The sequence below is a fragment of the Pseudomonas sp. VEM90 genome (genome assembly GCF_054611535.1).
The window spans coordinates 10946-36260 of the sequence record NZ_JBTRAR010000010.1; the positions used below are offsets into that span (position 1 = coordinate 10946).

The 25315-nt window shown below is 64.4% G+C and carries 16 protein-coding genes; 7 read left to right on the forward strand and 9 right to left on the reverse strand.

The window, feature by feature from the left end:
* Positions 1-62 precede the first annotated feature (62 nt).
* Together treS and glgB are read left to right on the forward strand one after the other, a co-directional pair.
* Positions 63-3383 carry a maltose alpha-D-glucosyltransferase gene (treS, locus tag ACYCCG_RS11545; protein WP_459670472.1) on the forward strand — a complete coding sequence of 1107 codons (3321 nt, stop codon included), beginning with the start codon at positions 63-65 and terminating at the stop codon, positions 3381-3383.
* Positions 3380-5590 (forward strand): 1,4-alpha-glucan branching protein GlgB, encoded by a 2211-nt coding sequence (gene glgB, locus ACYCCG_RS11550; protein WP_459670474.1) that lies wholly within the window; start codon positions 3380-3382, stop codon positions 5588-5590. The genes treS and glgB overlap by 4 nt, the downstream gene beginning before the upstream one ends.
* 211 nt (positions 5591-5801) lie before the next feature.
* Here glgB and ACYCCG_RS11555 read toward each other — a convergent pair whose 3' ends face one another.
* The 9 genes from ACYCCG_RS11555 to ACYCCG_RS11595 form a co-directional block, all read right to left on the reverse strand.
* Complete coding sequence (locus tag ACYCCG_RS11555) at positions 5802-6878, reverse strand: autotransporter domain-containing protein (protein WP_459670476.1); 1077 nt, start codon at positions 6876-6878, stop codon at positions 5802-5804.
* Positions 6879-7194: 316 nt separating this feature from the next.
* The gene (locus ACYCCG_RS11560) at positions 7195-7989 is read right to left on the reverse strand and encodes an endonuclease/exonuclease/phosphatase family protein (RefSeq protein WP_176682243.1); all 795 of its coding nucleotides are present in this window, start codon (positions 7987-7989) and stop codon (positions 7195-7197) included.
* Positions 7990-8110: 121 nt separating this feature from the next.
* Positions 8111-10264 (reverse strand): glycogen debranching protein GlgX, encoded by a 2154-nt coding sequence (gene glgX / locus ACYCCG_RS11565; RefSeq protein ID WP_459670479.1) that lies wholly within the window; start codon positions 10262-10264, stop codon positions 8111-8113.
* 136 nt (positions 10265-10400) lie between these two features.
* Positions 10401-10667, reverse strand: coding sequence for a DUF2934 domain-containing protein (locus ACYCCG_RS11570; protein WP_103462310.1), 267 nt, complete (start codon positions 10665-10667; stop codon positions 10401-10403).
* A 14-nt stretch (positions 10668-10681) separates the two neighbouring features.
* Complete coding sequence (locus ACYCCG_RS11575) at positions 10682-13456, reverse strand: malto-oligosyltrehalose synthase (protein WP_339535143.1); 2775 nt, start codon at positions 13454-13456, stop codon at positions 10682-10684.
* A complete protein-coding gene (gene malQ, locus ACYCCG_RS11580) occupies positions 13453-15522 on the reverse strand; it encodes a 4-alpha-glucanotransferase (RefSeq protein WP_339535141.1) in 2070 nt (689 codons plus the stop codon). The genes ACYCCG_RS11575 and malQ overlap by 4 nt, the downstream gene beginning before the upstream one ends.
* Positions 15519-17261 (reverse strand): malto-oligosyltrehalose trehalohydrolase, encoded by a 1743-nt coding sequence (gene treZ / locus ACYCCG_RS11585; RefSeq protein WP_459670482.1) that lies wholly within the window; start codon positions 17259-17261, stop codon positions 15519-15521. The genes malQ and treZ overlap by 4 nt, the downstream gene beginning before the upstream one ends.
* 14 nt (positions 17262-17275) lie before the next feature.
* Positions 17276-18835 carry a glycogen synthase GlgA gene (gene glgA / locus ACYCCG_RS11590; protein ID WP_176682249.1) on the reverse strand — a complete coding sequence of 520 codons (1560 nt, stop codon included), beginning with the start codon at positions 18833-18835 and terminating at the stop codon, positions 17276-17278.
* Between the two features lie 651 nt (positions 18836-19486).
* Positions 19487-19654: a DUF6026 family protein gene (locus ACYCCG_RS11595; protein ID WP_176682250.1), complete on the reverse strand. Its 168-nt coding sequence runs from the start codon at positions 19652-19654 to the stop codon at positions 19487-19489.
* 203 nt (positions 19655-19857) lie between these two features.
* On the opposite strand from ACYCCG_RS11595, the gene gnd reads away from it, so the two are divergent.
* From gnd to ACYCCG_RS11620, 5 genes are all read left to right on the forward strand, one after another.
* The gene (gene gnd / locus ACYCCG_RS11600; RefSeq protein ID WP_176682251.1) at positions 19858-20841 is read left to right on the forward strand and encodes a phosphogluconate dehydrogenase (NAD(+)-dependent, decarboxylating); all 984 of its coding nucleotides are present in this window, start codon (positions 19858-19860) and stop codon (positions 20839-20841) included.
* Positions 20838-22343 (forward strand): glucose-6-phosphate dehydrogenase, encoded by a 1506-nt coding sequence (zwf, locus tag ACYCCG_RS11605; protein ID WP_176682252.1) that lies wholly within the window; start codon positions 20838-20840, stop codon positions 22341-22343. The genes gnd and zwf overlap by 4 nt, the downstream gene beginning before the upstream one ends.
* Before the next feature lie 116 nt (positions 22344-22459).
* Entirely contained in the window at positions 22460-24256 is a 1797-nt protein-coding gene (locus tag ACYCCG_RS11610; protein ID WP_459670486.1) for a glycoside hydrolase family 15 protein, read from the forward strand.
* A 67-nt stretch (positions 24257-24323) separates the two neighbouring features.
* Complete coding sequence (locus ACYCCG_RS11615) at positions 24324-24680, forward strand: VOC family protein (protein ID WP_003251273.1); 357 nt, start codon at positions 24324-24326, stop codon at positions 24678-24680.
* On the forward strand, positions 24680-25300 hold the full coding sequence (locus ACYCCG_RS11620; protein WP_176682254.1) for a TetR/AcrR family transcriptional regulator: 621 nt from the start codon (positions 24680-24682) through the stop codon (positions 25298-25300). Before ACYCCG_RS11615 ends, ACYCCG_RS11620 begins: the two co-directional genes overlap by 1 nt.
* The last annotated feature ends 15 nt before the right edge of the window (positions 25301-25315 follow it).

Consider the following 25315-nt stretch of genomic DNA (forward strand, 5'->3'; position numbering starts at 1 on the left):
CACGCCCGCTCCCACAGCGATGGTGCAAGAAGGGGCAAACATGCAATTGAAAGGAGTCGCACATGGCCAAGCGTTCCCGCCCGGCAGCCTTCATCGACGACCCGCTGTGGTACAAGGACGCCGTCATCTACCAGCTGCACATCAAGTCGTTCTTCGACTCGAACAACGACGGCATCGGCGACTTCGCCGGCCTGATCAGCAAGCTCGACTACATCGCCGAGCTGGGCGTCAACACCCTGTGGCTGCTGCCGTTCTACCCATCACCACGCCGTGACGACGGCTACGACATCGCCGAATACAAGGCCGTGCACCCGGACTACGGCAGCATGGCCGACGCCCGCCGTTTCATCGCCGAGGCCCACAAGCGCGGCCTGCGGGTGATCACCGAGCTGGTCATCAACCACACCAGCGACCAGCACCCGTGGTTCCAGCGTGCCCGCCACGCCAAGCGCGGCAGCAAGGCGCGCGAGTTCTACGTGTGGTCGGACGACGACCAGAAGTACGACGGCACGCGCATCATCTTCCTCGACACCGAGAAGTCCAACTGGACCTGGGACCCGGTCGCCGGCCAGTACTTCTGGCACCGGTTCTACTCCCACCAGCCGGACCTCAACTTCGATAACCCGCAGGTACTCAAGGCGGTGATCGGCGTCATGCGCTTCTGGCTCGACCTGGGTGTAGATGGCCTGCGCCTGGACGCGATCCCTTACCTGATCGAGCGCGACGGCACCAACAACGAGAACCTCGCCGAAACCCACGAGGTGCTCAAGGCGATCCGCGCCGAGATCGACGCCAACTACCCCGATCGCATGCTGCTGGCCGAAGCCAACCAGTGGCCTGAAGACACGCGTCCGTACTTCGGCGAAGGCGACGGCGACGAATGCCATATGGCCTTCCACTTTCCGTTGATGCCGCGCATGTACATGGCCCTGGCCATGGAAGACCGCTTTCCGATCACCGACATCCTGCGCCAGACCCCGGAAATTCCGGCCAACTGCCAGTGGGCAATCTTTTTGCGCAACCATGATGAACTGACCCTGGAAATGGTCACAGACCGCGAGCGCGACTACCTGTGGAACTACTATGCCGAAGACCGCCGCGCGCGCATCAACCTGGGCATTCGCCGGCGCCTGGCGCCCCTGCTGCAGCGTGACCGGCGGCGCATAGAGCTGCTGACCAGCCTGCTATTGTCGATGCCCGGCACGCCAACCCTGTATTACGGCGACGAACTGGGTATGGGCGACAATATCTATCTGGGTGACCGCGATGGCGTTCGCACACCCATGCAGTGGTCGCCAGACCGCAACGGCGGTTTTTCCCGCGCTGACCCGCAGCGCCTGGTGCTGCCGCCGATCATGGACCCGCTCTACGGTTACCAGACCGTCAACGTCGAGGCACAAAGCCACGATCCGCATTCGCTGCTGAACTGGACCCGGCGCATGCTGGCGGTGCGCAAGCAGCAGAAGGCCTTTGGCCGCGGCAGCCTGCGCACCCTCACGCCCAGCAACCGGCGCATCCTTGCCTATATCCGCGAGTACACCGATGCCGACGGCAATACCGAGGTCATCCTCTGCGTGGCCAACGTGTCCCGCGCCGCCCAGGCTGCCGAACTCGAATTGTCACAATACGCCGACAAAGTACCGGTGGAGATGCTTGGCGGCAGCGCGTTCCCGCCAATCGGCCAACTGCCGTTTCTGCTGACATTGCCACCTTATGCCTTCTACTGGTTCCTGCTGGCCAGCCGCGATCGCATGCCCAGCTGGCACATCCAGCCCACCGAGGGGTTACCCGAATTGACCACATTGGTACTGCGCAAGCGCATGGAAGAGCTGCTGCAAGCCCCGGCAAGCGATACGCTGCAAAGCACCATCCTGCCGCAGTACCTGCCCAAACGCCGCTGGTTCGCTGGCAAGGAAGGGCCGATCGACGCCGTGCGCCTGTGTTACGGCGTGCGTTTCGGCACCGCCACCACGCCGGTGCTGCTCAGCGAAATCGAAGTACTCAGCGACGGCACGGCCACCCGCTACCAGCTACCGTTCGGCCTGCTGCGTGAGGAACAGATCCATACCGCGCTGCCGCAGCAGCTGGCGTTGTCGCGGGTGCGCCGTACCCACCAGGTTGGCTTGATCACCGACGCCTTCGTCCTGGAGCCGTTCATTCACGCCGTGATGCAAGCCTGCCAGGATGGGCTGCGCGTGCCGTGTGGCGACGGTGAGGGTGAATTGCGCTTCGAATGCACAGAGCCGCTGGCCGGCCTGGCGCTCGACGAGGAGAGCGAAGTGCGCTACCTCAGCGCCGAGCAGTCCAACAGTTCGGTGGTCATCGGCGATCGCGTGGTGCTCAAACTGATCCGCCGGGTCAACCCGGGTATCCATCCAGAGCTGGAAATGAGCGCCTACCTGACCGCCGCCGGCTTTGCCAATATCTCGCCGCTGCTGGCCTGGGTCAGCCGGGTGGACGAGCAACACGCGCCGCACCTGCTGATGATTGCCCAGGGTTACCTGAGTAACCAGGGCGATGCCTGGGGCTGGACCCAGAACACCCTTGAACGGGCCATCCGCGACCAGATGGAGCCTACCCGCAACGACGGCGAAGCGCACACTGATGCATTGGCCGAGCTCAGCGGCTTTGCGGCCTTGCTTGGCCAGCGCCTGGGCGAGATGCACCTGCTGCTGGCTGCACCCACCGAAGACCCGGCCTTCCAGCCGCGCCCCAGCGATGCCCGGGACAGCGAGCGCTGGCGTGCACAGATCAGTACCGAACTGATCCACGCCCTCGACCTGCTGGCCCAGCACCGTGACACGCTGGACAGCGACAGCCAGGCCTTGGTCGACGACCTGCAGCAACAGCGCGAGGGCCTGGCCCAGCATATCGACAAGCTGACCGCGCAGGCCCAGGGTGGCCTGCTGATGCGTGTGCACGGCGACCTGCACCTGGGCCAGGTGCTGGTGGTGCAGGGTGATGCCTACCTCATCGATTTTGAAGGCGAGCCTGCCCGGCCACTTGAAGAGCGCCGGGCAAAACACAGCCCCTACAAGGATGTCAGCGGCGTGCTGCGATCCTTCGACTATGCTGCTGCGATGATCTTGCGCAGCGCGTCTGCGGTGGACCTTTCCGAGCCGGCGCGGCAAGCCCGGCAGCGGGTTGCCCGGCAGTACCTGCACCAGTCCCGGCATGCCTTTGTCGAAGCCTATGGCCTGGCCACCGCCGCCATGCCTCACGCCTGGCAGCACGCCGAGGGCGAGCGCGCGGCACTGGAGCTGTTCTGCCTGGAAAAAGCCGCCTACGAGATCACATACGAAGCCGAAAACCGTCCGAGCTGGCTGGCCGTGCCTTTGCATGGTCTGCATGGACTGATCAGTACCTGGGGAGAGTCAGAATGAACGTTACAACGCGTGAAAACGGTGGCCTTCGGCAACGGGACCTCGACGCCCTGGCCCGCGCCGAGCACGCCGATCCCTTTGCGGTACTCGGCCCCCACGACGATGGCGCAGGTGGGCAGGTGGTCCGCGCCTTTTTGCCCAATGCCCTGAAAGTGCGCGTCCAGGCCCGGGATGACGGGCGGGTCCTTGCCGAAATGGAGCAGGGCAGCCTGCCCGGGTTGTTCAGCGCGCACCTCGATGAGGCACAGCCCTATCAGCTTCATATCGTCTGGGCCGGTGGCGAGCAGGTTACCGAAGACCCCTACAGCTTCGGCCCGCAATTGGGTGACATGGACCTTCACTTGTTCGCGGAAGGCAATCATCGCGATTTGTCCGGGCGTTTCGGTGCCCAGCCGACTCAGGTCGATGGCATCGACGGCGTGTGTTTCTCGGTCTGGGCGCCGAATGCCCGGCGGGTGTCGGTGGTGGGTGATTTCAACAACTGGGACGGCCGCCGCCACCCCATGCGCCTGCGCCACGGCGCCGGGGTCTGGGAGCTGTTCATTCCGCGTCTGGGCGTGGGCGAAACCTACAAGTTCGAAGTGCTCGGCAAGGACGGCATACTGCCGTTGAAGGCCGACCCGCTGGCCCGTGCCACCGAGCTGCCACCGAGCACGGCGTCCAAGGTTGCCGGTGAACTCAGCCACGCCTGGCAGGACCATGACTGGATGGCGCAGCGCGCCCAGCGCCATGGCTACAACGCACCATTGTCGATCTACGAGCTGCACCCAGGGTCATGGCGCTGCGAGCTGGACGAAGCGGGGGAAATCGGCCGTTTCTACAATTGGCGCGAACTGGCCGAGCGGCTGGTGCCCTACGCGCAGGAACTGGGCTTTACCCACATCGAACTGCTGCCGATCATGGAACACCCGTTCGGCGGCTCCTGGGGCTATCAGCCACTGTCGATGTTCGCGCCCACCTCGCGCTACGGCAGTGCCGAAGATTTCGCCGCGTTCATCGACGCCTGCCACCAGGGAGGCATTGGTGTGCTGCTGGACTGGGTGCCAGCGCATTTTCCCACCGACGAACACGGCCTGGCTCGCTTTGACGGCACGGCCCTGTACGAATACGACAACCCACTGGAAGGCTACCACCAGGACTGGAACACGCTGATCTACAACCTCGGCCGCAACGAAGTACGCGGCTTCATGATGGCCTCGGCGCTGCACTGGCTCAAGCACTTCCATATCGACGGCCTGCGCGTCGATGCGGTGGCCTCGATGCTGTACCGCGACTACTCGCGCAAGGCGGGCGAATGGGTACCCAACCGCCACGGCGGGCGCGAGAACCTGGAAGCCATCGACTTCATCCGCCACCTCAACGGCGTGGCTGCCCACGAAGCCCCGGGCGCGCTGATCATCGCCGAAGAGTCCACCGCCTGGCCCGGGGTCAGCCAGCCTACCCAACAGGGCGGCCTGGGTTTTGCCTACAAGTGGAACATGGGCTGGATGCACGACACCCTGCACTATATCCAGAACGACCCGGTGCACCGCACCTACCACCACAACGAGATGAGCTTCGGGCTGATCTATGCCTATTCCGAGCACTTCATCCTGCCCATCTCCCATGATGAAGTGGTACACGGCAAGCACTCGCTGATCGACAAGATGCCCGGCGACCGCTGGCAGAAATTCGCCAACCTGCGTGCCTACCTCACCTTCATGTGGGCACACCCGGGCAAGAAGCTGCTGTTCATGGGCTGCGAGTTCGGCCAGTGGCGTGAGTGGAACCACGACAGCGAACTGGACTGGTACCTGCTGCAGTATCCCGAGCACCAGGGTGTGCAGCGCCTGGTGGGCGACCTCAACCGCCTGTACCGCGAAGAGCCGGCGCTGCACGAGCAGGATTGCCAGCCGCAGGGCTTCCAGTGGCTGATCGGTGACGACGCGCAGAACAGCGTGTACGCCTGGCTGCGCTGGAGCAGCAGCGGCGAGCCGGTGCTGGTGGTGGCCAACTTCACCCCGGTACCCCGTGAGGGTTACCGCATTGGCGTGCCGTTCGGCGAGCGTTGGCAAGAGCTGCTGAACAGCGATGCCGAGCTGTATGCCGGGTCGAACGTGGGTAATCTGGGGGCGGTGGCCAGTGAAGCAGTGGCCAGCCACGGGCAGCCATTGTCGTTGGCCTTGAACCTGCCGCCGCTGGGGGTGTTGATCATGAAGCCCGCCTGACCGGTTGACCGCACTGGCCCTTTCGCCTGGAGCGGGTTTGCCCGCGAATCCGGTAGCGGCGGCAACCGTGAATGGGCTTTGGAAATTGGCCGGCAGGCCCGGCCCTTTCGCGGGTGAACCCGCTCCTACAACGGCCTGTGCCGAGCCACCGATGCGTGTGCACCCCCGATCAGTGTGTAGGAGCGGGTTACCCGCGAAGGGGCCGGCCTGCCTACCACCGCATCCGCACCCCAAGGCTGCCGATCAGCCCGTTCAGGTCATTGTCGTCCACATCATTGCTGTAATCGGCGCTGACGAACAAAGCCACCGAAGGCGTCACCCGCGCCACCAGCCCCAAGCCCAACTCCACCGTGGTCGAATAGCGCGAGCTGGAAATCTTGTCGACCTGGTCCAGCTTCACCTCATCGGCATTGCTGAAGTCATACCACACGTTGGTCCGCACATAGGGCTCGATCGGCATACCGCGCACTTCGTAGCGTCCGGACAGCTTGGCGCCAACCCGGCCGCTCCAGCTCGGCTGGCTGTCGAAGGCTTGCAAGGTCTCCTCCTGCACCTGGCTGCCAGGGAAGAACTGCTGGTTGATCAACTGTGCCTGGGGCTCGATGACCCAGTTGCCCCCCAGGCGGATCGGGTAACCGCCCTCAACCGAGAAGGTCATTGCGTGGCCACTGTCGTCCAGGCGCTGGCCGTTTTCGCCACGGCCCATCACGTCGATCCGCGATCCCATCGCCACGGCATCGAGGTGCCAGCCCTGCTCATGGGTCATGCTCCAGTACACCCCCAGGCTTTCCCCGCTCAGGTTCACCGCTTTGCGCTGTTTGTCGCCCAGCAGAGGGCGCGTGCCCTTGAAGCTGCTTTGCAGGTTGTTGTGCCCCACGAATATCCCCGCCCGGTGCACATTGCCCGCGGCCGTTTCACGCACGAACAGGTCCGGGCCGATCATCAGTTGCTGGCTGGGCGCCTCCAACTGTGCCGGGGGCAGCGCGCGGCTGCGGGCGCTGGTGGGGAAGAATTGCGCCCACTGACTGGCGATCAGGTCGGGTGCCGCCTGCCGGTGTCGTTCGCTCATCTGCTGCGAAAATGTATTGAGGGTGCCGAGACTCAACCCACTGGCACTGACCGGGTCGAGCGACAGTTGCATCGCCACGGGTTGCTGCAGAAAGCCGGGGGAGGTGGGGTCACCCTGCAGTTCGTACGCGATCGTTTCCACCGGGGTTGCCAGAAGCAGCGACGTGGAAACCGCGTAGAAAATGCTGTCGAAGCGCAAGGGGTTCGAGGTGCTTTTCATGGCGGATCTCCTTTGTTTTTGTGGTGCAGCCCGAGAACCTGGCCTGTTGTCACGAGCTGTACGGCAAAAACAGTGGGCGACCCAAACCAGCACGCCGGTAATCGCAAGCGCGCACGAAGGCGCGAGCTAGAGGCCCGGCTCAAGATTTTTACAGCTTGGTATTGTTCAGCTAAGGAGAGGTCACCGCTTGCGTCAAGAAAGCGTGAATCATCTGTTCAGTTTGCGTTGTGACGCTTAACTCATTGTTTTTTTGAGTAAAGTTTCCGGGTATAGCGGGGTTCGCTATTTGCCGTGCCGTGGCTATGAAGAATGATTGCTAAAGCCGCACTTCTACCGCCAGTGGCAGGTGATCTGACAGGTGCGACCAAGGTTTGTGCCCCAGAATCCGTGGCCCATGGCTTTCGGCGTTACGCAGGTAAATGCGGTCCAGGCGCAGCAATGGCAGGCGGGCAGGGTAGGTGCGGGCGAGGTGGCCATGGTGGCGCTCGAAGGCTTCGTGCAAGTCACGTTGCAGGCCAAGGGTGCGGTTGCCGTGGCTTTTCCAGTCGTTGAAGTCGCCGGCGATGATCACCGGGGCGTTGCCGGGCAGGGAGTCCAGCAGTTTACGCAGCAACTGCAGTTGCTTCTGCCGGTGGCTTTCCAGCAACGACAGGTGCACGCAGACCGCATGCACCTGGCCTTGCCCCGGCACCTCCAGCACACAGTGCAGCAGGCCGCGGCGTTCGGGGCCGGTGATCGACACGTCAAGGTTGCGGTGCTCGATGATCGGGTATTTGGACAGCAACGCATTGCCGTGGTGGCCGTCAGGGTAGACCGCGTTGCGACCATAGGCGAAGTCGCTCCACATGCTGTCGGCGAGGAATTCGTACTGCGAGGTCTGCGGCCAGCCGGGGTAGCGCGCCGCGTGGCGATCGTGGCTGCCGAGCACTTCCTGAAGGAAGACAATGTCGGCCTGTGTGCTGCGCACGGCCTCGCGCAGCTCCGGCAAGATAAAGCGCCGGTTGAAGGCGGTGAAGCCCTTGTGGGTGTTCACCGTCAGTACCCGCAGGCGTTTCACGGCCGGGGCCTGGCTGACGCTGGCGAAACCATTACTGCCGGCTTCGAGGTTCACAATTCCTCCTGAAGTTAACCCTGCCTCACTGTCGCCGCCAGACCCTGTGGAGGCCAATACACCGTTCCCACCGGGTTTGGCGTGGCGATTACAACGTAGGACCTGCCAGGGCTATCACTGTTCACTCCTCGTCGTACTGCAACACCATCAGCAGCATCGACCGACCCTTCACCTCGAAGGTACTGTCGAACTGCAAATGCTGCCCCTTGCGCAACTCTGGCCGGTCGGTATCGACCAGGCAGCTCCAGTAATCGCCTTCAGGCACGGCCGGCAGCTTGAATGGCACGATGTCATGGTGGGCATTGACGATCAGCAGCACGGTGGCCTCGGCACCTGGCCGGGCGATACCGCTGACCTGCGCTCGGCCATCTATCAACATGCCCAGGCAGCGCCCGTGCGGGTCTTCCCATTGCTCAACGCTCATCTCGCTGCCATCGGGTGCCAGCCAAGTCACGTCCTTGACCCCAATTGCCTCATTGTAGTCACCCACCAGAAAGCGTGAGCGGCGCAGCACCGGGTAGGCCAGGCGCAGACGCGTCAGGCGCTTGACGAAGGCCAGCAGCTCTTCGCCTTCCTGGTCCAGGTCCCAGTTCACCCAGCCGATCTCGCTGTCCTGGCAGTAGGCGTTGTTGTTGCCGTGCTGGGTGCGGCTGAACTCGTCGCCGGCAACGATCATTGGCGTGCCCTGCGCCAACAGCAGGGTGGCAAAGTAGTTGCGCATCTGGCGCATGCGCAGGGCATTGATCCCCGGGTCGTCGGTCGGCCCTTCGACGCCGCAGTTCCAGGACAGGTTGTTGTCGGTGCCGTCCTGGTTGTTTTCGTCGTTGTCTTCATTGTGCTTGTGGTTGTAGGACACCAGATCGCGCAGGGTGAAACCATCGTGGGCGGTGATGAAGTTGACCGAGGAATAGGGCCGGCGCCCGCGGTTGTTGAACATGTCGCCCGAGGCGGTCAAGCGCGCGGCGAAATCGGCCAACTGGCCTTCGTCGCCTTTCCAGAAGGCGCGTGCGGTATCGCGAAAGCGGTCATTCCATTCCGCCCAGCCCGGGGCGAAGTTGCCCACCTGGTAGCCGCCGGGGCCGCAGTCCCACGGTTCGGCAATCAGCTTGACCTGGCTCAGCATCGGGTCCTGACGGCAGGCGACAAGGAAGCCATGACGCTCGCTGTAGCCATCGTGGTAACGGCCAAGGATGGTCGCCAGGTCGAAGCGAAAGCCGTCCACGTGCATTTCGCCGGCCCAGTAGCGAAGCGAATCGGTGACCAACTGCAGCACGCAGGGGTGGCTCAGGTCCAGGGTGTTGCCGGTGCCCGAGTCGTTGATGTAGTAGCGCTTGTCGTCCGGCATCAGGCGGTAGTACGAGGCGTTGTCGATACCGCGCATCGACAGGGTCGGGCCGCGCTCGTTGCCTTCGGCGGTGTGGTTGTAGACCACGTCCAGGATCACCTCCAGCCCGGCGTCGTGCAGGTGCGCAACCATCTCCTTGAACTCGGCGATCTTGCCGCTGGCCAGGTAGCGCGGGTGCGGGGCGAAAAAGGCGATGCTGTTGTAGCCCCAGTAGTTGTTCAGGCCCTTGTCCAGCAGGTGCTGGTCGTTGACAAAGGCGTGAATCGGCAGCAGCTCGATGCTCGACACGCCAAGGTCCTTGATGTGCTTGAGCAGCTCGTCGTTGGCCAGGCCGGCGAAGGTGCCACGCAGTTCTTCAGGCACAGCCGGGTGGCGCATGCTGATGCCGCGGGCATGCGCTTCATAGATGATCGTGCGCTCCCACGGGACCTGCACGCGCTGGTCGCGGCCCCAGGTGAACGCCGGGTCGATGACCTTGCATTTGGGCACGAAAGGCGCGCTGTCGCGCTCGTCGAACGACAGATCGTCGTCGGGGTGGCCGATGGTGTAGCCGAACAGGGCCTCGGACCATTTCAGGCTGCCGACCAGTTGCTTGGCATACGGGTCGATCAGCAGTTTGTTGGGGTTGAAGCGGTGGCCGTTTTCCGGCTCGTAGGGGCCGTACACCCGGTAGCCATAGACCAGGCCGGGGTGAGCGTCGGGGAGGTAGCCGTGGTAGATCTCATCAGTGTACTCGGGGAGTTCGATGCGCTCGATTTCCTGCTCGCCTGTGGAGTCGAACAGGCACAGCTCGACCTTGGTGGCGTTCGCCGAGAACAGGGCGAAGTTGACCCCTAGGCCATCCCAGGTGGCGCCGAGGGGGAAGGGCAGGCCTTCGCGGATGCGCGATGGTGCGACCGAGCGGGTTTTCTTCGGGGTGCGGGGGCTCATGACGATCCTCGAGTGGCCGTGATGGAAGGGGAATTGTGCTGTTCTGCATTGGCCTCTTCGCGGGTAAACCCGCTCCTACAGGTCCATCACAGGTGCATGTAGGAGCGGGTTTACCCGCGAAGAGGCCGGGACAGGCTCAACCGGCAGTAGGCTTTTTCGCCGCCCGGGGCTTTTTCGCCGCAGCAGGTTTGACCCCCGGCAGGGCCGCCGCCTTGGGTTCTGCAGGCGCCTTTGGCTTGGCTGCTGCTTTCTTGCGCGGGGCTGCCTTGGGCGCCAGCGCTTCGGCCTCGGCCAGCTTGCGGGCCATTTCCCAGTGGCGTTCTTCCTCCCCTACAGGCTTACCTTCGGATTCCCAGATCTGGTAGGCAAATTCGCGAATACGCTTTTCATCGACACTCATCATGACGCTCCTGATGCTCAAGATTGTTGTATCAACACGTTGACCGGAAACTCCGCCAGCACGGCGCTCAACAGCAACTCCTTTGAAGAGCTGACCGCCGCACTGGAGAAAAGTCCCGTCGAGTTGGCAGGTGACAAGGCAAACGGCAGTACCAGCCGGGTGTCGTCCCAGTTCTGCGCCGGAATCAACGGTGTAGTGGCCCCTCCGAGCAGGCTGCTGGCCAGGCGCGGGGCGACGACGATGGCGTGCTCGCCTTCCCCTTGGCGAGCAAAGGCAATGACCTTGTCAGCATGGCGGCCCTGTACGGTCAGTGGCAGGTAGGCACCGCGGCGGAACAGCTCGGCGTGGGCCTGGCGGCAGTCCAGCAGCCGCGCGATCAAGGCCTGTTTGACGCGGCCGTCGCGCCAGTGGGCCAACAGCTCGGCGGCCGGCGTGGCGTCGTCCAGCGTGCGACGCCTCAAAGCGTAGTCCACGGCGCGGCGGTTGTCCGGGTCGACCAGGCTGAAGTCCCAGTATTCGTTACCCTGGTACAGGTCGGGCACACCGGGTGTGGTCATGCGCAACAGGGCCTGGACCAAGCCATTGAGAGCGCCGGGGCAGGCCAGCAGCTGCGCCGCGTCGGCCAGCGACTTGCGCAGTTGCTGGTTCTCGCTGTCCAGCAGCAGGCCGTGGAGGTAATGAGCGCAGGCGCCTTCGTAGGCCTCGTTCGGCGCGCTCCAGCTACTGCGCAGCTTGGCCTCGCGCAGGGCCTTCTGCTGCCACTGGCGAACACGCTCGGCGTAGTGACACAGGGCATTGTCGTCGTGCAGGTCGAGGTCCAAGGGCCAACTGCCGAGCAGGGTTTGTAGCAGCATCAACTCGTCGCCGGGGCTGGGTGCCAGCCCGTCGTCCAACTGCGCGCGCAGGGGGGCGGCCAGCTCCCGCCAATGCTCCACCCGGCTGGCCAGCCACGTGCCGCGCTCGCTGAGTACGGCCAGGCGTGCACGCGTGTCCTCGCCACGCTTGTGGTCGTGGGTGGCGGTGGTCAGCAGGTTGTCGGGGAAATCGCGCAGGCGCCGCTGGGCCTCGTTGTGGAAATGCATGGGCGGGGCACTGAAGCGCTCTGCCTCGAAGCCCACGTCGTTACGCGACAGCAGCCTGGCGCTGCGGTAGAAGGCGGTGTCTTCCACGGCTTTGGCGGCGCTGGGCGCAGTCAACTGCTGGAAGCGCACGCAGGCGTGGCGCAGTTGCTTGCGGGCACGCCCCGGTGGCAGGTGCCGCCAGGCTTGCCCGCCCAGCCACCGCTCAAGTTGGTCCAGTAGCGGCCAGTCAGCTTCGGCAAGGTCTTGGCGAGCGTTGGTCAGCGCCTGCTGGAAGAACCCTTCGTCCTGCGCCGGGCGCCCGCAGGCATTGAAGTAGGTACGGTACACCGGGTAATGCGCCACCAACGCCTGCAAGGCCCGGCGAATTGCGCCGAGGGTCAGGTCACGGGTCATCAGGTCGTTGCGCGCGACCTGTAACAGTGCCTGGGCCACCGATTCGCAGTCACCGGCCAGGCTGGCGTTGAGCACCAGGTGACGGGCCTGGCGCACTTCTTCGGGGAAGTCCGGGCGCTCGCTGACGTTGCTCCACAGCTCGCTCAGCGGCGCCTGGCCGGCCGGGTCATGCTGCAGCAGCGACACCTGGTTCATGAACTCGTAGCCGGTGGTGCCGTCGGTAAGCCAGTCGCGGTGCAGGTGCTCGTCGGCACCCAGGATCTTTTCCACGTACAGGGGGAAGTGCTCCAGCCCTGCATTCAGCGGCCGCCGCGCCAGCAGGCTATCAACCCGCCGGCGCAGTTTGCGGCAGTAGCCACGCGGGTCGGCAAGGCCGTCGATATGGTCGATGCGCAGGCCGTCCACCAGGCCGCGTTCGATCAGTTCGAACAGCTTGGCATGGGTGGCTTCGAACACCACGGCGCGCTCCACCCGCAGGCCGCCCAGCTCGTTGATGTCGAAGAAGCGCCGCCAGTTGATGTCGTCGGCGGCGGTGCGCCAGCTGGCCAGGCGGTAGGTCTGGCGCTCCAGCAACAGGTGCAGGCGCTTGAAGCCGGCCTCGCTGCGGCTGTCGAAGGCCACAAGGGCCGATTCGAGGTCGGCGCCATCGCGCACCAGACGTGCCAGTTCGGCTTGTAGCGGCAGGCTATCGGCCAGCGGGGTGGCTGAGTCGCCCAATGCCGTGAAGCGTTCGGCCAGAACCTTTAGCGCAGGCTCCGGGCTGAGCGCGAGAATCCAGCCGTAATCGACCGGACAGATCGGGAAACGATGCGCGTAATGGGCCACTTGCAGCAGCCCCTGCTGTTTGTCGAACTGCAGCGGTATCTCGCCATTCCTGAGCGCCACGCCGTAGTCGCTGCCGAGGAACGGCAACAGCAGTTGCCCGGCCAGCAGTGGGTCGCTGGAGTGCCACTGGATGTCGAAGAACGCTGCATACGGGCTGCGCCGTCCCCACGCCAGCAGGCTTTGCCACCAGGGGTTGTCGGCACCGCCCACGGCCATGTGGTTGGACACCGTGTCGAGGATCAGCCCCATGCCATGCTGGCGCAGGGCGGCGACCAGGCGCTCCAGCGCGGCCTCGCCGCCCAGCTCCGGGTTGACGCAGGTAGGGTCGACCACGTCGTAGCCATGGCGCGAGCCAGCGCGGGCTTTGAGGATGGGCGAGGCATACAGGTGGCTGATGCCCAGCTGGGCGAAATACGGCACCAGCGGCACGGCGTGATCGAGGGTGAAATCGCTGTGAAATTGCAGGCGCAGGGTCGCGGTCAGTGGCTTCATCGGTCACGCTCCCACGCTTGTTCGCGGGCCTGGGCCAGCAGTTCCAGGCGCCGTGCGGCGTCCTCGTCGTCGAGCAGTTCGCGGACCGGGCGGGCAAAGCGCCGCCGCCAGTTGGGATGGCCGTTGGTGGTGCCCGGCAGGTTGGGTTGCTCGTCGCAGCCCAGCAGGTCTTCCAACGGCACCAGCACCAGCGGTGCACGGGTATGGCCAACGAAGCGGATGGCCGCATCGATCACCGCGTCGTTGTCCCTCAGTTCGCCGTAGTTGGCCTCCAGCATGCGGCGCAGGCCGTCGCGTTCTTTCTGACGCTCGTGTCGCCAGTGCAACTCGGTAGCGGCGTCGATCAGTTGCAAACGGTGTCTCCAGTCGATGTCGCGGTTTGCCAGCCAGCCGGCCAGTGGCGCCAGGTCGTGGGTGCCGGTCGTGGCCAGGGCATTGTCGGGCCAGTCGAGAAGCGGCTTGAACTGGCCCGGCTGGGTCTGCTCGAACGGCAGCACGCGCATGCCCAGCACTGCCTTCTCGGCCAGCTTTTCGCGCAGGCTGTCGGGCACGGTGCCCAGGTCTTCGCCGAGGATGATCGCCTGGTGACGCACCGACTCCAGCGCCAGCAGGCGCAGCAGGTCGTCTAGCGGGTAGTCGAGGTAGGCGCCTTCGCTGGGTTTGGCCCCCTGCGGGATCAGCCATAGCCGGCGCAGGCCCATCACATGGTCGATGCGCAGGCCGCCAGCGTGGGCGAGGTTGGCCCGCAGCATTTCGATGAAGGCGCGATAGCCATTGCGCTTGAGGCCCTCGGGCGAGAAGGCGCAAATACCCCAATCCTGGCCGATGTGGTTGAGGATGTCGGGCGGCGCACCCACGCTCAGGCCGGCCAGCAGTTCGTCCTGGCGGCTCCAGGCCTGGCTGCCGGCACCGTCGGCACCCACCGCCAGGTCGGCGATCAGGCCCACGGCCATCCCGTTGCTGCGGGCCGCTTCCTGGGCACGTTGCAGGCCACGTTCGGTCAGCCACTGGCAGAAGGCGTGGAACTCGACCTTGGCCGGGTAGGCGTTGGCTAAAGCCTCCACTTCCGGGTGGTAGGGGTCTCGCCAGGCTTTAGGCCAGTTGCGCCAGTCGGCACCGAGGCCGTGCTCCACCGCTTGGGCCTGCAGCACCTCGAAGCGGCAGTGGTGCTCCAGCGTCTGGCCGCCGGCTTCGCGGAAGCTGTCAAAATCCGTGCGTAGCGGGTGGTCGCCTTGGCTGAAACCCTGGTAAAGCGCTTCAAGCAAACGCAGCCGGGCGCTGGCGGCGCGTGGCCAGTCGACCAGAGGGCGTTGTTCCAGCTCTTCGAGTTGTTGCTCCAGCCCGCACGCTTCGATGGCCATACGCACCTCCCGTTCACCCAGTAGCGCCGCGGGGCTGGTGTACAGGGTGTTGAGCAGCAGGCGACTGGAAGGTGAGTAGGGGCTGTAGTGTTCCTGGTCCATGGCCGAGAGGGCGTGAATGGGGCTGATAGCCAAGGCATCGGCGCCGCGCTCGGCGGCCGAGCGGGCCAACTGCTCCAGCGCCAGGCAGTCGCCGAAGCCACCGTCGCCTGGGCGGCGCAGGCTGTACAGCTGCACTGCCAGGCCCCAGCAGCGTGGTGGCGGCTGTTGCACCGTGTCTTCCAGGCTGTGGCAACGTGTTGGCGCCACCGCTACGGTGAAGCGGCGGCTGTCGATTTCCACCTGGTGATAGCCGATAGGCAGCTCGCCGGGCAGGCGCGCCTGTTCATCGAGGCTGAGGGTGACCGAGGTGTGATCTTCCAGGGTGCAGTGGGCCACGCTGGCGGCACTGAAGTAGCGCGCCAGCGCTAGCGGCTGGCCTAGGTCGGCGGTCAGCAAGGGCGGCAGGTGTTCGCTGTCTTCGGCGGTTTCCACCGCACGCAGGCTGGCGGCAACGGCCGCGTCATCGCCGGCCGGATGGCCAAGGCCTTCGAGGATGTTGCGCAGCACTTCGTCGCTGACACGCTGGGGCCTGGCATTGGCGTCAATCCAGTCGCGGTTCAGCCCGACGCTGGTTGCCAGACGATGCAGGGCAGTTTCGCTCATGGGCGCTCCTGGGCAGGGGGAAGCAGGCTGACCACGCAGCTGTACGCAGCCAGGTGGGTATCCGGGTGGCGGGTGTCGCTGCTGTCGAACAGCCGTGTGGATGGCGCGGGCAGTTCGACCGCCTGCGGGGTGTCGGCCAGGTTCAGGTCGATGCGCAGCGTGTTGCCATTGCCCAGCCGCCAGCGCGCGGTCAGCGCTTTGTCAGCGTGCACCTCGGCGCCGAGGGCACGGCTGCCGGGCAAGTGCGGGATGACATGGCGGCGGCGCAGGTCGAGCAGTTGCTGGTAAAGGCCATGCCAGCCGGCGATCATCGCCTTGTTCTGCGGGCGTGAAGAGGCGAACGTCTGTTCGGCGTTGGGGTCGGGAATGTGCTCACGCTGCTTGGGGTCGGCGAACGCGCTGAAGTGGGCGAATTCGCCACGACGGCCTTCGCGTACCGCGTCGGCCAGCGCGTCATGGAAGTCGGTAAAAAACAGGAACGGCTGGCAACTGCCGGCTTCGTCGCCCATGAACAGCAGCGGGATCATCGGTGCCAGCAGCAACAGGCCGGTGGCTGCACGCAAGGCTGGCGCGGGGCACAGGCGGGTCAGGCGCTCACCCAGCGCACGGTTGCCGATCTGGTCGTGGTTCTGCAGGAACAACACGAAGGCGCTGGGCGGTAAATGCCCGCTGGGTTCACCGCGTGGTTTGCCATGCCGGTTGGCCTGGCCCTGGAACACGAAACCTTCGCCAAGGCACCGTGCCAGTTGGTCGATGGGGCGATGCTGGTAGTCGGCATAGTAGCCTTCGGTTTCACCGGTCAGCAGCACATGCAGGGCATTGTGGCCGTCATCGTTCCACTGGGCGTCGTAACCCTGTTCCAGCAGCTCCGCCTGGTTGTGCTCGTTCTCCAGCACCAACCACACGTGCCGGCCTGGTTCTATGGCGGCGCGCACCCGTTGGGCCAGCTCGATCAGAAAATCGGGCTGGTCGATGGCATGCACGGCATCCAGGCGCATGCCGTCGCAGCGGTAGTCGCACAGCCACATCAGGGCGTTCTGGATAAAGTACTCGCGCACCTGCGGGCGGCGAAAGTCGATGGCTGCGCCCCAGGGTGTCTGCCGGTCTTCACGGAAGAACGGGCTGGCGTACTGGTGCAGGTAATTGCCGTCGGGGCCGAAGTGGTTGTACACCACATCGACCAGCACCATCAGCCTGTGGCCGTGGGCCTGGTCGACCAGTGCGCACAGCTGCTCGGGGCTGCCGTAGGTATTCTGTGGGGCGTATGGCAGCACGCCGTCGTAGCCCCAGTTGCGTTCGCCAGGGAACTGCCCCAGCGGCATCAATTCGATCGCGCTGATGCCCAGTTCGGCCAAGCGCGGCAATTGCCTGGCAACCCCGGCGTAACCCTCGAGCAGGCCGACATGTACCTCCTGGATCACGGCCTCATGCCAAGGCCGGCCTTGCCACGGGTGCTGCCAGGCATAACCGGCCACATCCACGACCTGGCTCGGCCCGTGTACGCCGTCGGGTTGGTAGCGCGAGGCCGGGTCGGCCACCTGCAGCTCACCGTCGATACGGTAGTGGTAACGGTCACCGGCCTGGCATGGCGCCACGCCGCTGTACCAGCCCTCATCATCCGGCAGCAGTTCGATGGCCGGCTGCCGCTCCAGTTCCACGCTCACGCTGCGCGCATCCGGCGCCCAGAGGGCGAAGCGCGCCGACGTGGCGTCCAGCAAGTGTGCGCCATGTCTGTGCATCTTCTGACCCCCGCTCAGTAGTGGCTCAGCTGTGCCTGCTTGACCAGGTCCTCGTACAGGCGGGCGTAGGGTTCAACCGCCTGGCACCAGTTGAACGGCTGGGTCATCGACAGGCAGCGCATGGCGTTCAGCAGGTCCTTCTTGCCGTATACATAGAAGGCGCGGCTGAGTGCCTCGCGGTAGCTCTCGACGGTAGATTCGTTGAACAGGAAGCCTGTCACGCCGCACTCGATGGTGTCGGCCAGGCCACCGGTATTGCGTGCCACCGGCAGCGAGCCGAAGCGCTGCGCGTACATCTGGCTGAGGCCGCACGGCTCATAGCGCGATGGCATCAGCAGGAAATCGCTGCCGGCGAACATGCGCCGGGCATCGGTTTCATTGAAGCCGATACGCACACCGATGCGGCCCGGGTGACGCAGTGCCAGCTCGCGCATGGCCTGTTCCTCTTCCGGTTCGCCGCGGCCGATGATCGCGATCTGCCCGCCTTGCTCGACGATGTAGTCGGCCACGCCCAAGGTCAGGTCCAGGCCCTTTTGATAGACCAGCCGCGACACCACGGCGAATAGCGGGCCTTCGGAATCTTCCAGGCCGAACAGTTCGCGCACCTCCTGGGCGTTACGCGCTTTGCCCTCCCAGTCGTTGATGCTGAAGTTGTGCTGCAGGTGCTTGTCGGTGGCCGAGTCCCAGCTTTCGTCGATGCCGTTGGGGATGCCACCAAGCAGGCCTTGCTGGGCCTTGCTGGCGAGGAACCCGTCCAGGCCGCAGCCGAATTCCGGGGTGGTGATTTCCCGGGCATAGGTGGCGCTGACTGTGGTGATGTGGCTGGAGTAGGCCAGGCCGGCCTTGAGGAACGACAGCTTGCCGTAGAACTCCATGCCTTCCTGCTGCATGGCATGTTCGGGTATCGCCAGCTCCGGGCTGCAACCGCGGCTGTACACACCTTGGTAAGCCAGGTTGTGGATGGTGAACAGCGTGGGCGTATTCAGGCCGCGCCAGTGCATGTAGGCGGGGGCAAGGCCGGCGGGCCAGTCATGTGCGTGCACCACTTCCGGCGTCCAGTGGATCTTGCCTTCGCCGGCAGCGATTTCGGCGGCAGCCAGGCCCAGGCGGGCGAAGCGGATGTGGTTGTCGGGCCAGTCGCGGCCATTGTTGGCACCATAGGGTGTGCCGTCGCGCTGGTACAGTTCAGGGCAGATCAACACATAGATGACCAGGCCGTCGGCCATGTCCATGCGCCCGATCTTGCATGGCGGCAGGGCCGCATGGCCGCCCAGCTCACCCACGATATGTATCGGGTTGTCGCTTTCCATCACCTGGCGGTAGCCGGGGATGAGCACCCGCACATCGTGCAGGTGCGCCAAGGCACGGGGCAGGGCAGCGGACACGTCACCCAGGCCGCCGGTTTTCACCAGGTCGGCGATTTCCGAAGTCACGAACAGAATCTTGCGCATGTTCGGGTTGTGCTGGCGCTGGGCGCCGGGTGCCTTGCCTGTCGTGGCGAAATCCGGGGTGAGCGGCTCGCGGTTATCCGGTTTGAAAGCGTCTACGTGAGGCTCGACAGCGGCACTGATCATACTTCTCTCCGTCCCTATGCTTGGTCGGGTGCTGGCACCCGTGGCGATGTTTCGTGCTGGTTCTCTCTAGTTTGAATCTGCTTAGTGCGTTCCATGCCCCAGGGTCGTGCGCGCAGGCACTACGCGATCAGCATTCCGGCCGAAGGCGCTTGGACTGGTTGGGGGGTGTGGGCCGGGGATCGGGAATAGCCCAATGCGCCTGGCCTACTTATATTCATGACCTGCCGGGTTTCCTGAAAGTTCGACATTTTTGGGGTCACTCTTCCGTTGAGCAAATGGCGGGCCGAAAACCGAGTGTAGGAGAGAAAGTGATAAAAAGGTGACCCACTGGTCACTATTGTTATGTGCGTAATAGACGCAAACGTTGGCGTTTGTGACGGGGTGGGAAAAGGGGTGGGCGAGCGTGGGGCAAAGGGTTTTCGAGCTGCGCCAAATTGTGGCTCGCTACGTACAATGCACCTTTTTGGGGCGTAAGGGTGAGGGCAGCTTTATGCTGCGAAGCGGTTGGATGGGCGGAAAATGCTGCTTTCAATACAGGCGCTTTCGGGCACTAGCCTGCTCCGGTTGCCCGGCAGGGTTCCAAGAGGGCGACTGGATTGAGGAGCAGACGGGTGGGAGCCATGCAGCTCCCACAGGCGGCAAGGGGATCGATCAGAGGCTGACAGCTTTATCGCCAGCGCGCTGTTGCGCCAGCAGCAGGTTCAACTGGGCGACCTGCTCGCGGAGTTGGTCACGTTCGTCCTTCAGTTTACGCAACTCATCACGGCGCACGGAGACATAGAGGGTCTGGGGTGGAGTTGCTGGCATCAATGTACCCATGAGCACACCTCGCGGTTTTGGCTGGTGACAAGTCAAAGCGTAGACGCTTCACGCGGGGCGCATTTTGAATTCTTTCGCAGGCCTTGGGAACTTTTTTGTATATCGTGGTCTTGCCGTTCGTCGCTGAACCCTCGGGCGGCATGCTGGACTAATCTGAAAAGCTGGACTACGTCGTCATCCATTTCGAAAGGGAGTATTGGCTCATGCAACTGGGAATCGTCGGGCTGGGCCGTATGGGCGGCAATATCGCAAGGCGCCTGATGCGCGCCGGCCATCGCACCGTGGTGCACGACCGCAACCGCGAAGCCATCACCGGCCTGGAGGGCGAGGGCGCCCAGGGCGCGCACGACCTCGGTGCACTGGTGCAAAAGCTGAAAGCACCGCGCGCGGTATGGGTGATGCTGCCGGCTGGCGACCCCACCGAGCAGACCATCGCCCAACTGGCCGAATTGCTGGAGCCGGGCGATGCGATCATCGACGGCGGCAACACCTTCTACAAGGACGACATGCGCCGCGCTGCAGAGCTGGCCAAGCGCGGCCTGCATTATCTGGACGTCGGAACTTCCGGCGGTGTATGGGGCCTCGACCGCGGCTACTGCATGATGATCGGCGGCGAAAAGGACGTGTTCGAGCGCCTGGAACCGCTGTTCAAGGCGCTGGCGCCGGGCGTGGGCGATATCCCGCGTACCCATGGCCGCAGCGGCGAGCACCAGCGTGCCGAACACGGCTACATCCACGCCGGCCCACCCGGCGCCGGGCACTACGTTAAAATGGTGCATAACGGCATCGAGTACGGCCTGATGCAGGCCTATGCCGAAGGCTTCGACCTGCTGCGCAGCAAAGGCGGCAATGAGCTGCCGGAAGACCAGCGCTTCGACCTGAACGTGGCCGAAATTGCCGAAGTGTGGCGTCGCGGCAGCGTGGTGACCTCGTGGCTGCTCGACCTCACTGCCGATGCGCTGGTGGCCGACCCGCAGCTGTCGCAATTCAGTGGATCGGTGTCCGACAGTGGCGAAGGCCGCTGGACCATCGACGCCGCCGTCGAGCAGGCGGTGCCGGTGCCGGTGTTGTCCAGCGCACTGTTCGCGCGCTTCCGTTCGCGCCAGCAACAGGGCACCTACGGTGACAAGATCCTCTCGGCCATGCGCCTGGGCTTCGGTGGCCACATCGAGAAGAAAGGCGAATGACTACACAGACCACCGCGTCCGCCCCCCCTTGTACGCTGTTCCTGTTCGGCGCCAATGGCGACCTGGTCAAGCGCCTGCTGATGCCCGCGCTGTACAACCTCAGCCGTGACGGTTTGCTGGACCGTAACCTGCGCATCGTCGGCGTTGACCATAACCCGGCCAGCGCCGAAGAATTCGCCGCGCGCCTGCACGCGTTCATGGTCGAGCGCGACAAAGGAAGCGAGGGCAGCGCCAAGTGCCTGGACGAGAAGCTATGGGCCCGCCTGGCCAAGCGCCTGGATTATCAGACGGGCGACTTTCTCGATCCGGCCACCTACCAGGCCCTGGCCAGGCGCATCGACAAGACCAGCCACGGCAATGCCATTTTCTATCTGGCCACGTCGCCGCGCTTCTTCCCCGAGGTGGCGCAGCGCCTGGGGCAGGCCGGCCTGCTGGACGAGTCTGCCGGCGGTTTTCGCCGGGTGGTGGTTGAAAAACCGTTCGGCACTGACCTGGCCAGCGCCGAGGCGCTCAACGCCTGCCTGCTGAAGGTGATGGGCGAGCGGCAGATCTACCGCATCGACCATTACCTGGGCAAAGAGACGGTGCAGAATATTCTGGTCAGCCGCTTTTCCAACGGCCTGTTCGAATCGTTCTGGAACAATCACTACATCGATCACGTGCAGATCACCGCAGCGGAAACCGTCGGTGTCGAGACCCGTGGTGCCTTCTATGACAGCACCGGCGCCCTGCGCGACATGGTGCCCAACCACCTGTTCCAGCTGCTGGCGATGGTGGCCATGGAGCCGCCGGCCGCGTTCGGCGCCGATGCGGTGCGCGGTGAAAAGGCCAAGGTGGTCGGCGCTATCCGCCCATGGTCGGCAAAAATGGCCCTGAAAAACTCCGTGCGAGGCCAGTACAGTGCCGGCAAGCAGGGGCGCAAGCCGTTGCCAGGCTACCGCCAGGAGGCCAACGTCGCGCCGGATAGCCAGACCGAGACCTACGTGGCGCTGAAGGTGATGATCGACAACTGGCGCTGGGCCGGCGTGCCGTTCTACCTGCGCACCGGCAAGCGCATGAGTGTGCGTGACACCGAGATTGCCATCTGCTTCAAGCCCGCACCGTATGCGCAGTTTCGCGAGTCGGAGCTGGAGCGGCCCAAGCCCAACTACCTGAAAATCCAGATCCAGCCCAATGAAGGCATGTGGTTCGACCTGCAGGCCAAACGGCCCGGGCCGGAACTGGTGATGGAGAATGTCGAGTTGGGTTTTGCCTACAAGGACTTCTTCAAGATGACCCCGGCCACTGGCTACGAGACGCTGATCTATGACTGCCTGACCGGTGACCAGACCCTGTTCCAGCGGGCAGACAACATCGAGAACGGCTGGCGGGCGGTGCAGCCGTTTCTCGATGCCTGGGCCCAGGGCGGCGAAGTGCATGAGTACTCGGCTGGCGAGGACGGGCCGGAGGCCGGCAATGAATTGCTGGCCCGCGACAAGCGCGAGTGGCACCGGTTGGGGTGAGAGGTTTGCAAGCCTGTGCCGGCCGTTTCGCGGGCAAGCCCGCTCCTACAGGGAATTCCATTTCCCTCAGGCACCTGCGAAGAGGCCAGCACAGGCAACCACACAAAGGAGACCCAATGCCTGCCCATATCGAAGACTACGCCCTGCTGGGCAACTGCCGTAGTGCGGCGCTGGTCAGCCGCGATGGCTCGCTGGACTGGCTGTGCCTGCCACGTTTCGACGCCCCCGCCGTGTTCGCGGCCCTGTTGGGCAATGAAGAAAACGGCCGCTGGCGCCTGGCCCCTTGCGACCCGGTAGCGCACAGCAGCCGCCAGTACCTGGGCGACACCCTGGTGCTGGAAACCACCTGGGTGACCGCAAGCGGTCGTGCCCGGGTGCTCGACTTCATGCCTTTGGGCGAGGTCAATTCGGTGGTGCGCATCGTCGAAGGCTTGTCTGGCGAAACCAGTTTCGAAATGGACCTGGTCATGCGCTTCGACTACGGCCGCAGCGTGCCCTGGGTGGAACGGCTCGACCCACTGACCCTCAGCGCCGTCGCCGGCCCTGACCGGCTGATCCTGTGCAGCACCGTGCCCCCGCAAGCCCGCGACTACCATACCGGCTGCCGCTTTCGCGTCAGCACGGGCCAGCGCCAGGTCTTCAGCCTGCGCCACCAGCCCTCGCACTTGCCGGTGCAGCCCGACTGCGACATCGACCAAGCCTTGGCGAACACCTGCGAGCAATGGCAGGCCTTCGCCGACCGCTGCCCGCAGGTAGGGCCATATACCGCCCTGGTGCGCCGTTCGCTGCTCACCCTCAAGGCCATGACCTACGCCCCCACCGGCGGTATTGTCGCAGCCGTCACCACGTCGCTGCCCGAGCGTGTGGGTGGCGAGCGCAACTGGGACTACCGCTTCTGTTGGCTGCGCGACGCGACCATGACCCTGCTGGCCTTCATGAACCTTGGCTATTTCGACGAAGCCCAGGCTTGGCGCGAGTGGCTGCTGCGCTCGGTGGCCGGCAACCCCGAGCAGATGCAGATCATGTATGGCCTGGCTGGCGAGCGCGACCTGCAGGAGTACACCTTGCCGTGGCTGGTCGGTTATGAGCATTCACAGCCGGTGCGGGTGGGCAACGCCGCCTCGGCGCAGACGCAGCTGGACATCTATGGCGAACTGGCCGATGCGATGACCCAGGCGATCAAGGGCGGGTTGCCCCGCCACCCGCGCAGCGCCGCCATTTCGCGCTTGATACTGCCTTATGTCGAACGTATCTGGCGCGAGCCGGACGAAGGCATCTGGGAAATGCGCGGCGGCCGACAGCAGTTCGTGCACTCCAAAGTGATGGCCTGGGTCGCCTTCGACCGCGCCGCAGGGCTGGCCGATACCACAGAAGAAGGCCAAGAGCGCGGGCAGCATTATCGCCAGGTAGCTGACGAGATTCACCGCGAAGTGTGCGAGCGCGGCCTGGACGCCAGCGGCCGGTTCTTCGTCCAGGCCTATGGTTCGACCGAAATGGACGCCAGCCTGCTGCAGATCGCCCTGACCGGCTTCCTGCCGGCGGATGACCCACGCTTCATGCGCACCCTCGAACAGATCGAACAACGTCTGATGAAGAACGGCCTGCTGCTGCGCTATGACAGTGACAGCTGCAGCGACGGCCTGACGCCGGGAGAGGGCACCTTCCTGGTGTGTTCGTTCTGGCTGGCGGACGTTTATGTATTGCTGGGGCGCCAGGCCAAAGCCGAAGCGCTTTACCAACACCTGGCCGGCCTGTGCAACGACCTTGGCCTGCTGGCCGAACAATACGACCCGGCCGGCCAGCGCATGCTCGGCAACTTCCCCCAGGCCTTCAGCCAGATAGGCATCATCAACACCGCGCTGAATCTGCACCGCGCACAGTGCCCGGCGCGCGACCGGGCGCGTTGTGGGTAGCGAATGAGTGGGGCGACTGCCTTGACCGGAGTAGACTAGGCCAAACACCCTTCGGCACGGAGCACACATGGGCATTCGCGGTACTGACCGGCAAATCGACAACATCGAGTTCAATGTCAGCGACATTTCACGGAGCAAGGCCTTCTATGGCAGCGTGTTTGGTTGGGCATTCACCGACTACGGGCCGACCTACACCGAGTTCAGTGACGGCCGGTTGACGGGTGGCTTCACCACGGGTGAGCCGGTGCGTCCGGGTGGGCCGCTGGTCATCTTGTACGCCGACGACCTGGAGGCCACGCAGCAGCGGATCGAAGCCGCTGGGGCGAAAATCAGCCGGGCGACCTTTGCCTTTCCCGGCGGGCGGCGTTTTCATTTCATTGACCCGGACGGTTATGAACTGGCGGTGTGGACGGCCCAAGCCTGATGGCCAATCACAAGATCGAAATCCGCCGACGCAATATCGAAAAAATCCTGCAAGCGGCGGAAAAGGTGTTTGCCGAGAAGGGCTATGGCGCCACCTCGATGGGGGATATCGCAGAGCAGGCTGAGTTGCCACGCTCCAACCTGCATTATTACTTCAGCACCAAGGACGAGCTGTTCCGCGCGGTGCTGCAGGACCTGCTGGATGTGTGGAAGCAGGACGCCCTGTGCTTCGAGAACTTCGACGATCCGCGTGTGGTGCTGACCAGCTACATCCGGGCGAAGATGGGCCATTCGCGCTCGCGGCCGCTGGGCTCGAAAATCTGGGCCGAAGAGATGCTGCACGGCGCGCCGGTGCTGGGGGTTAACCTCGACGAAAGCCTGGTGCCTTGGGCGAAGATGAAAGAAGCCAAGATCCGCAGCTGGGTGGAAGAGGGGCGCATCCTGCCGGTGGAGCCGTCGGCGCTGCTGTACATGATCTGGGCCTCGACCCAGCATTACGCCGACTTCGGTTACCAGGTGCAGTTGCTGAACGGTGGCGAGATGCTGTCGGACATGGCGTTCGAGAGTGCCGTGCAGACGGTGACCAGCGTGATCTTGCGGGGGATAGGGCTGGCGCCGTGAACCGGCGATGGAGGC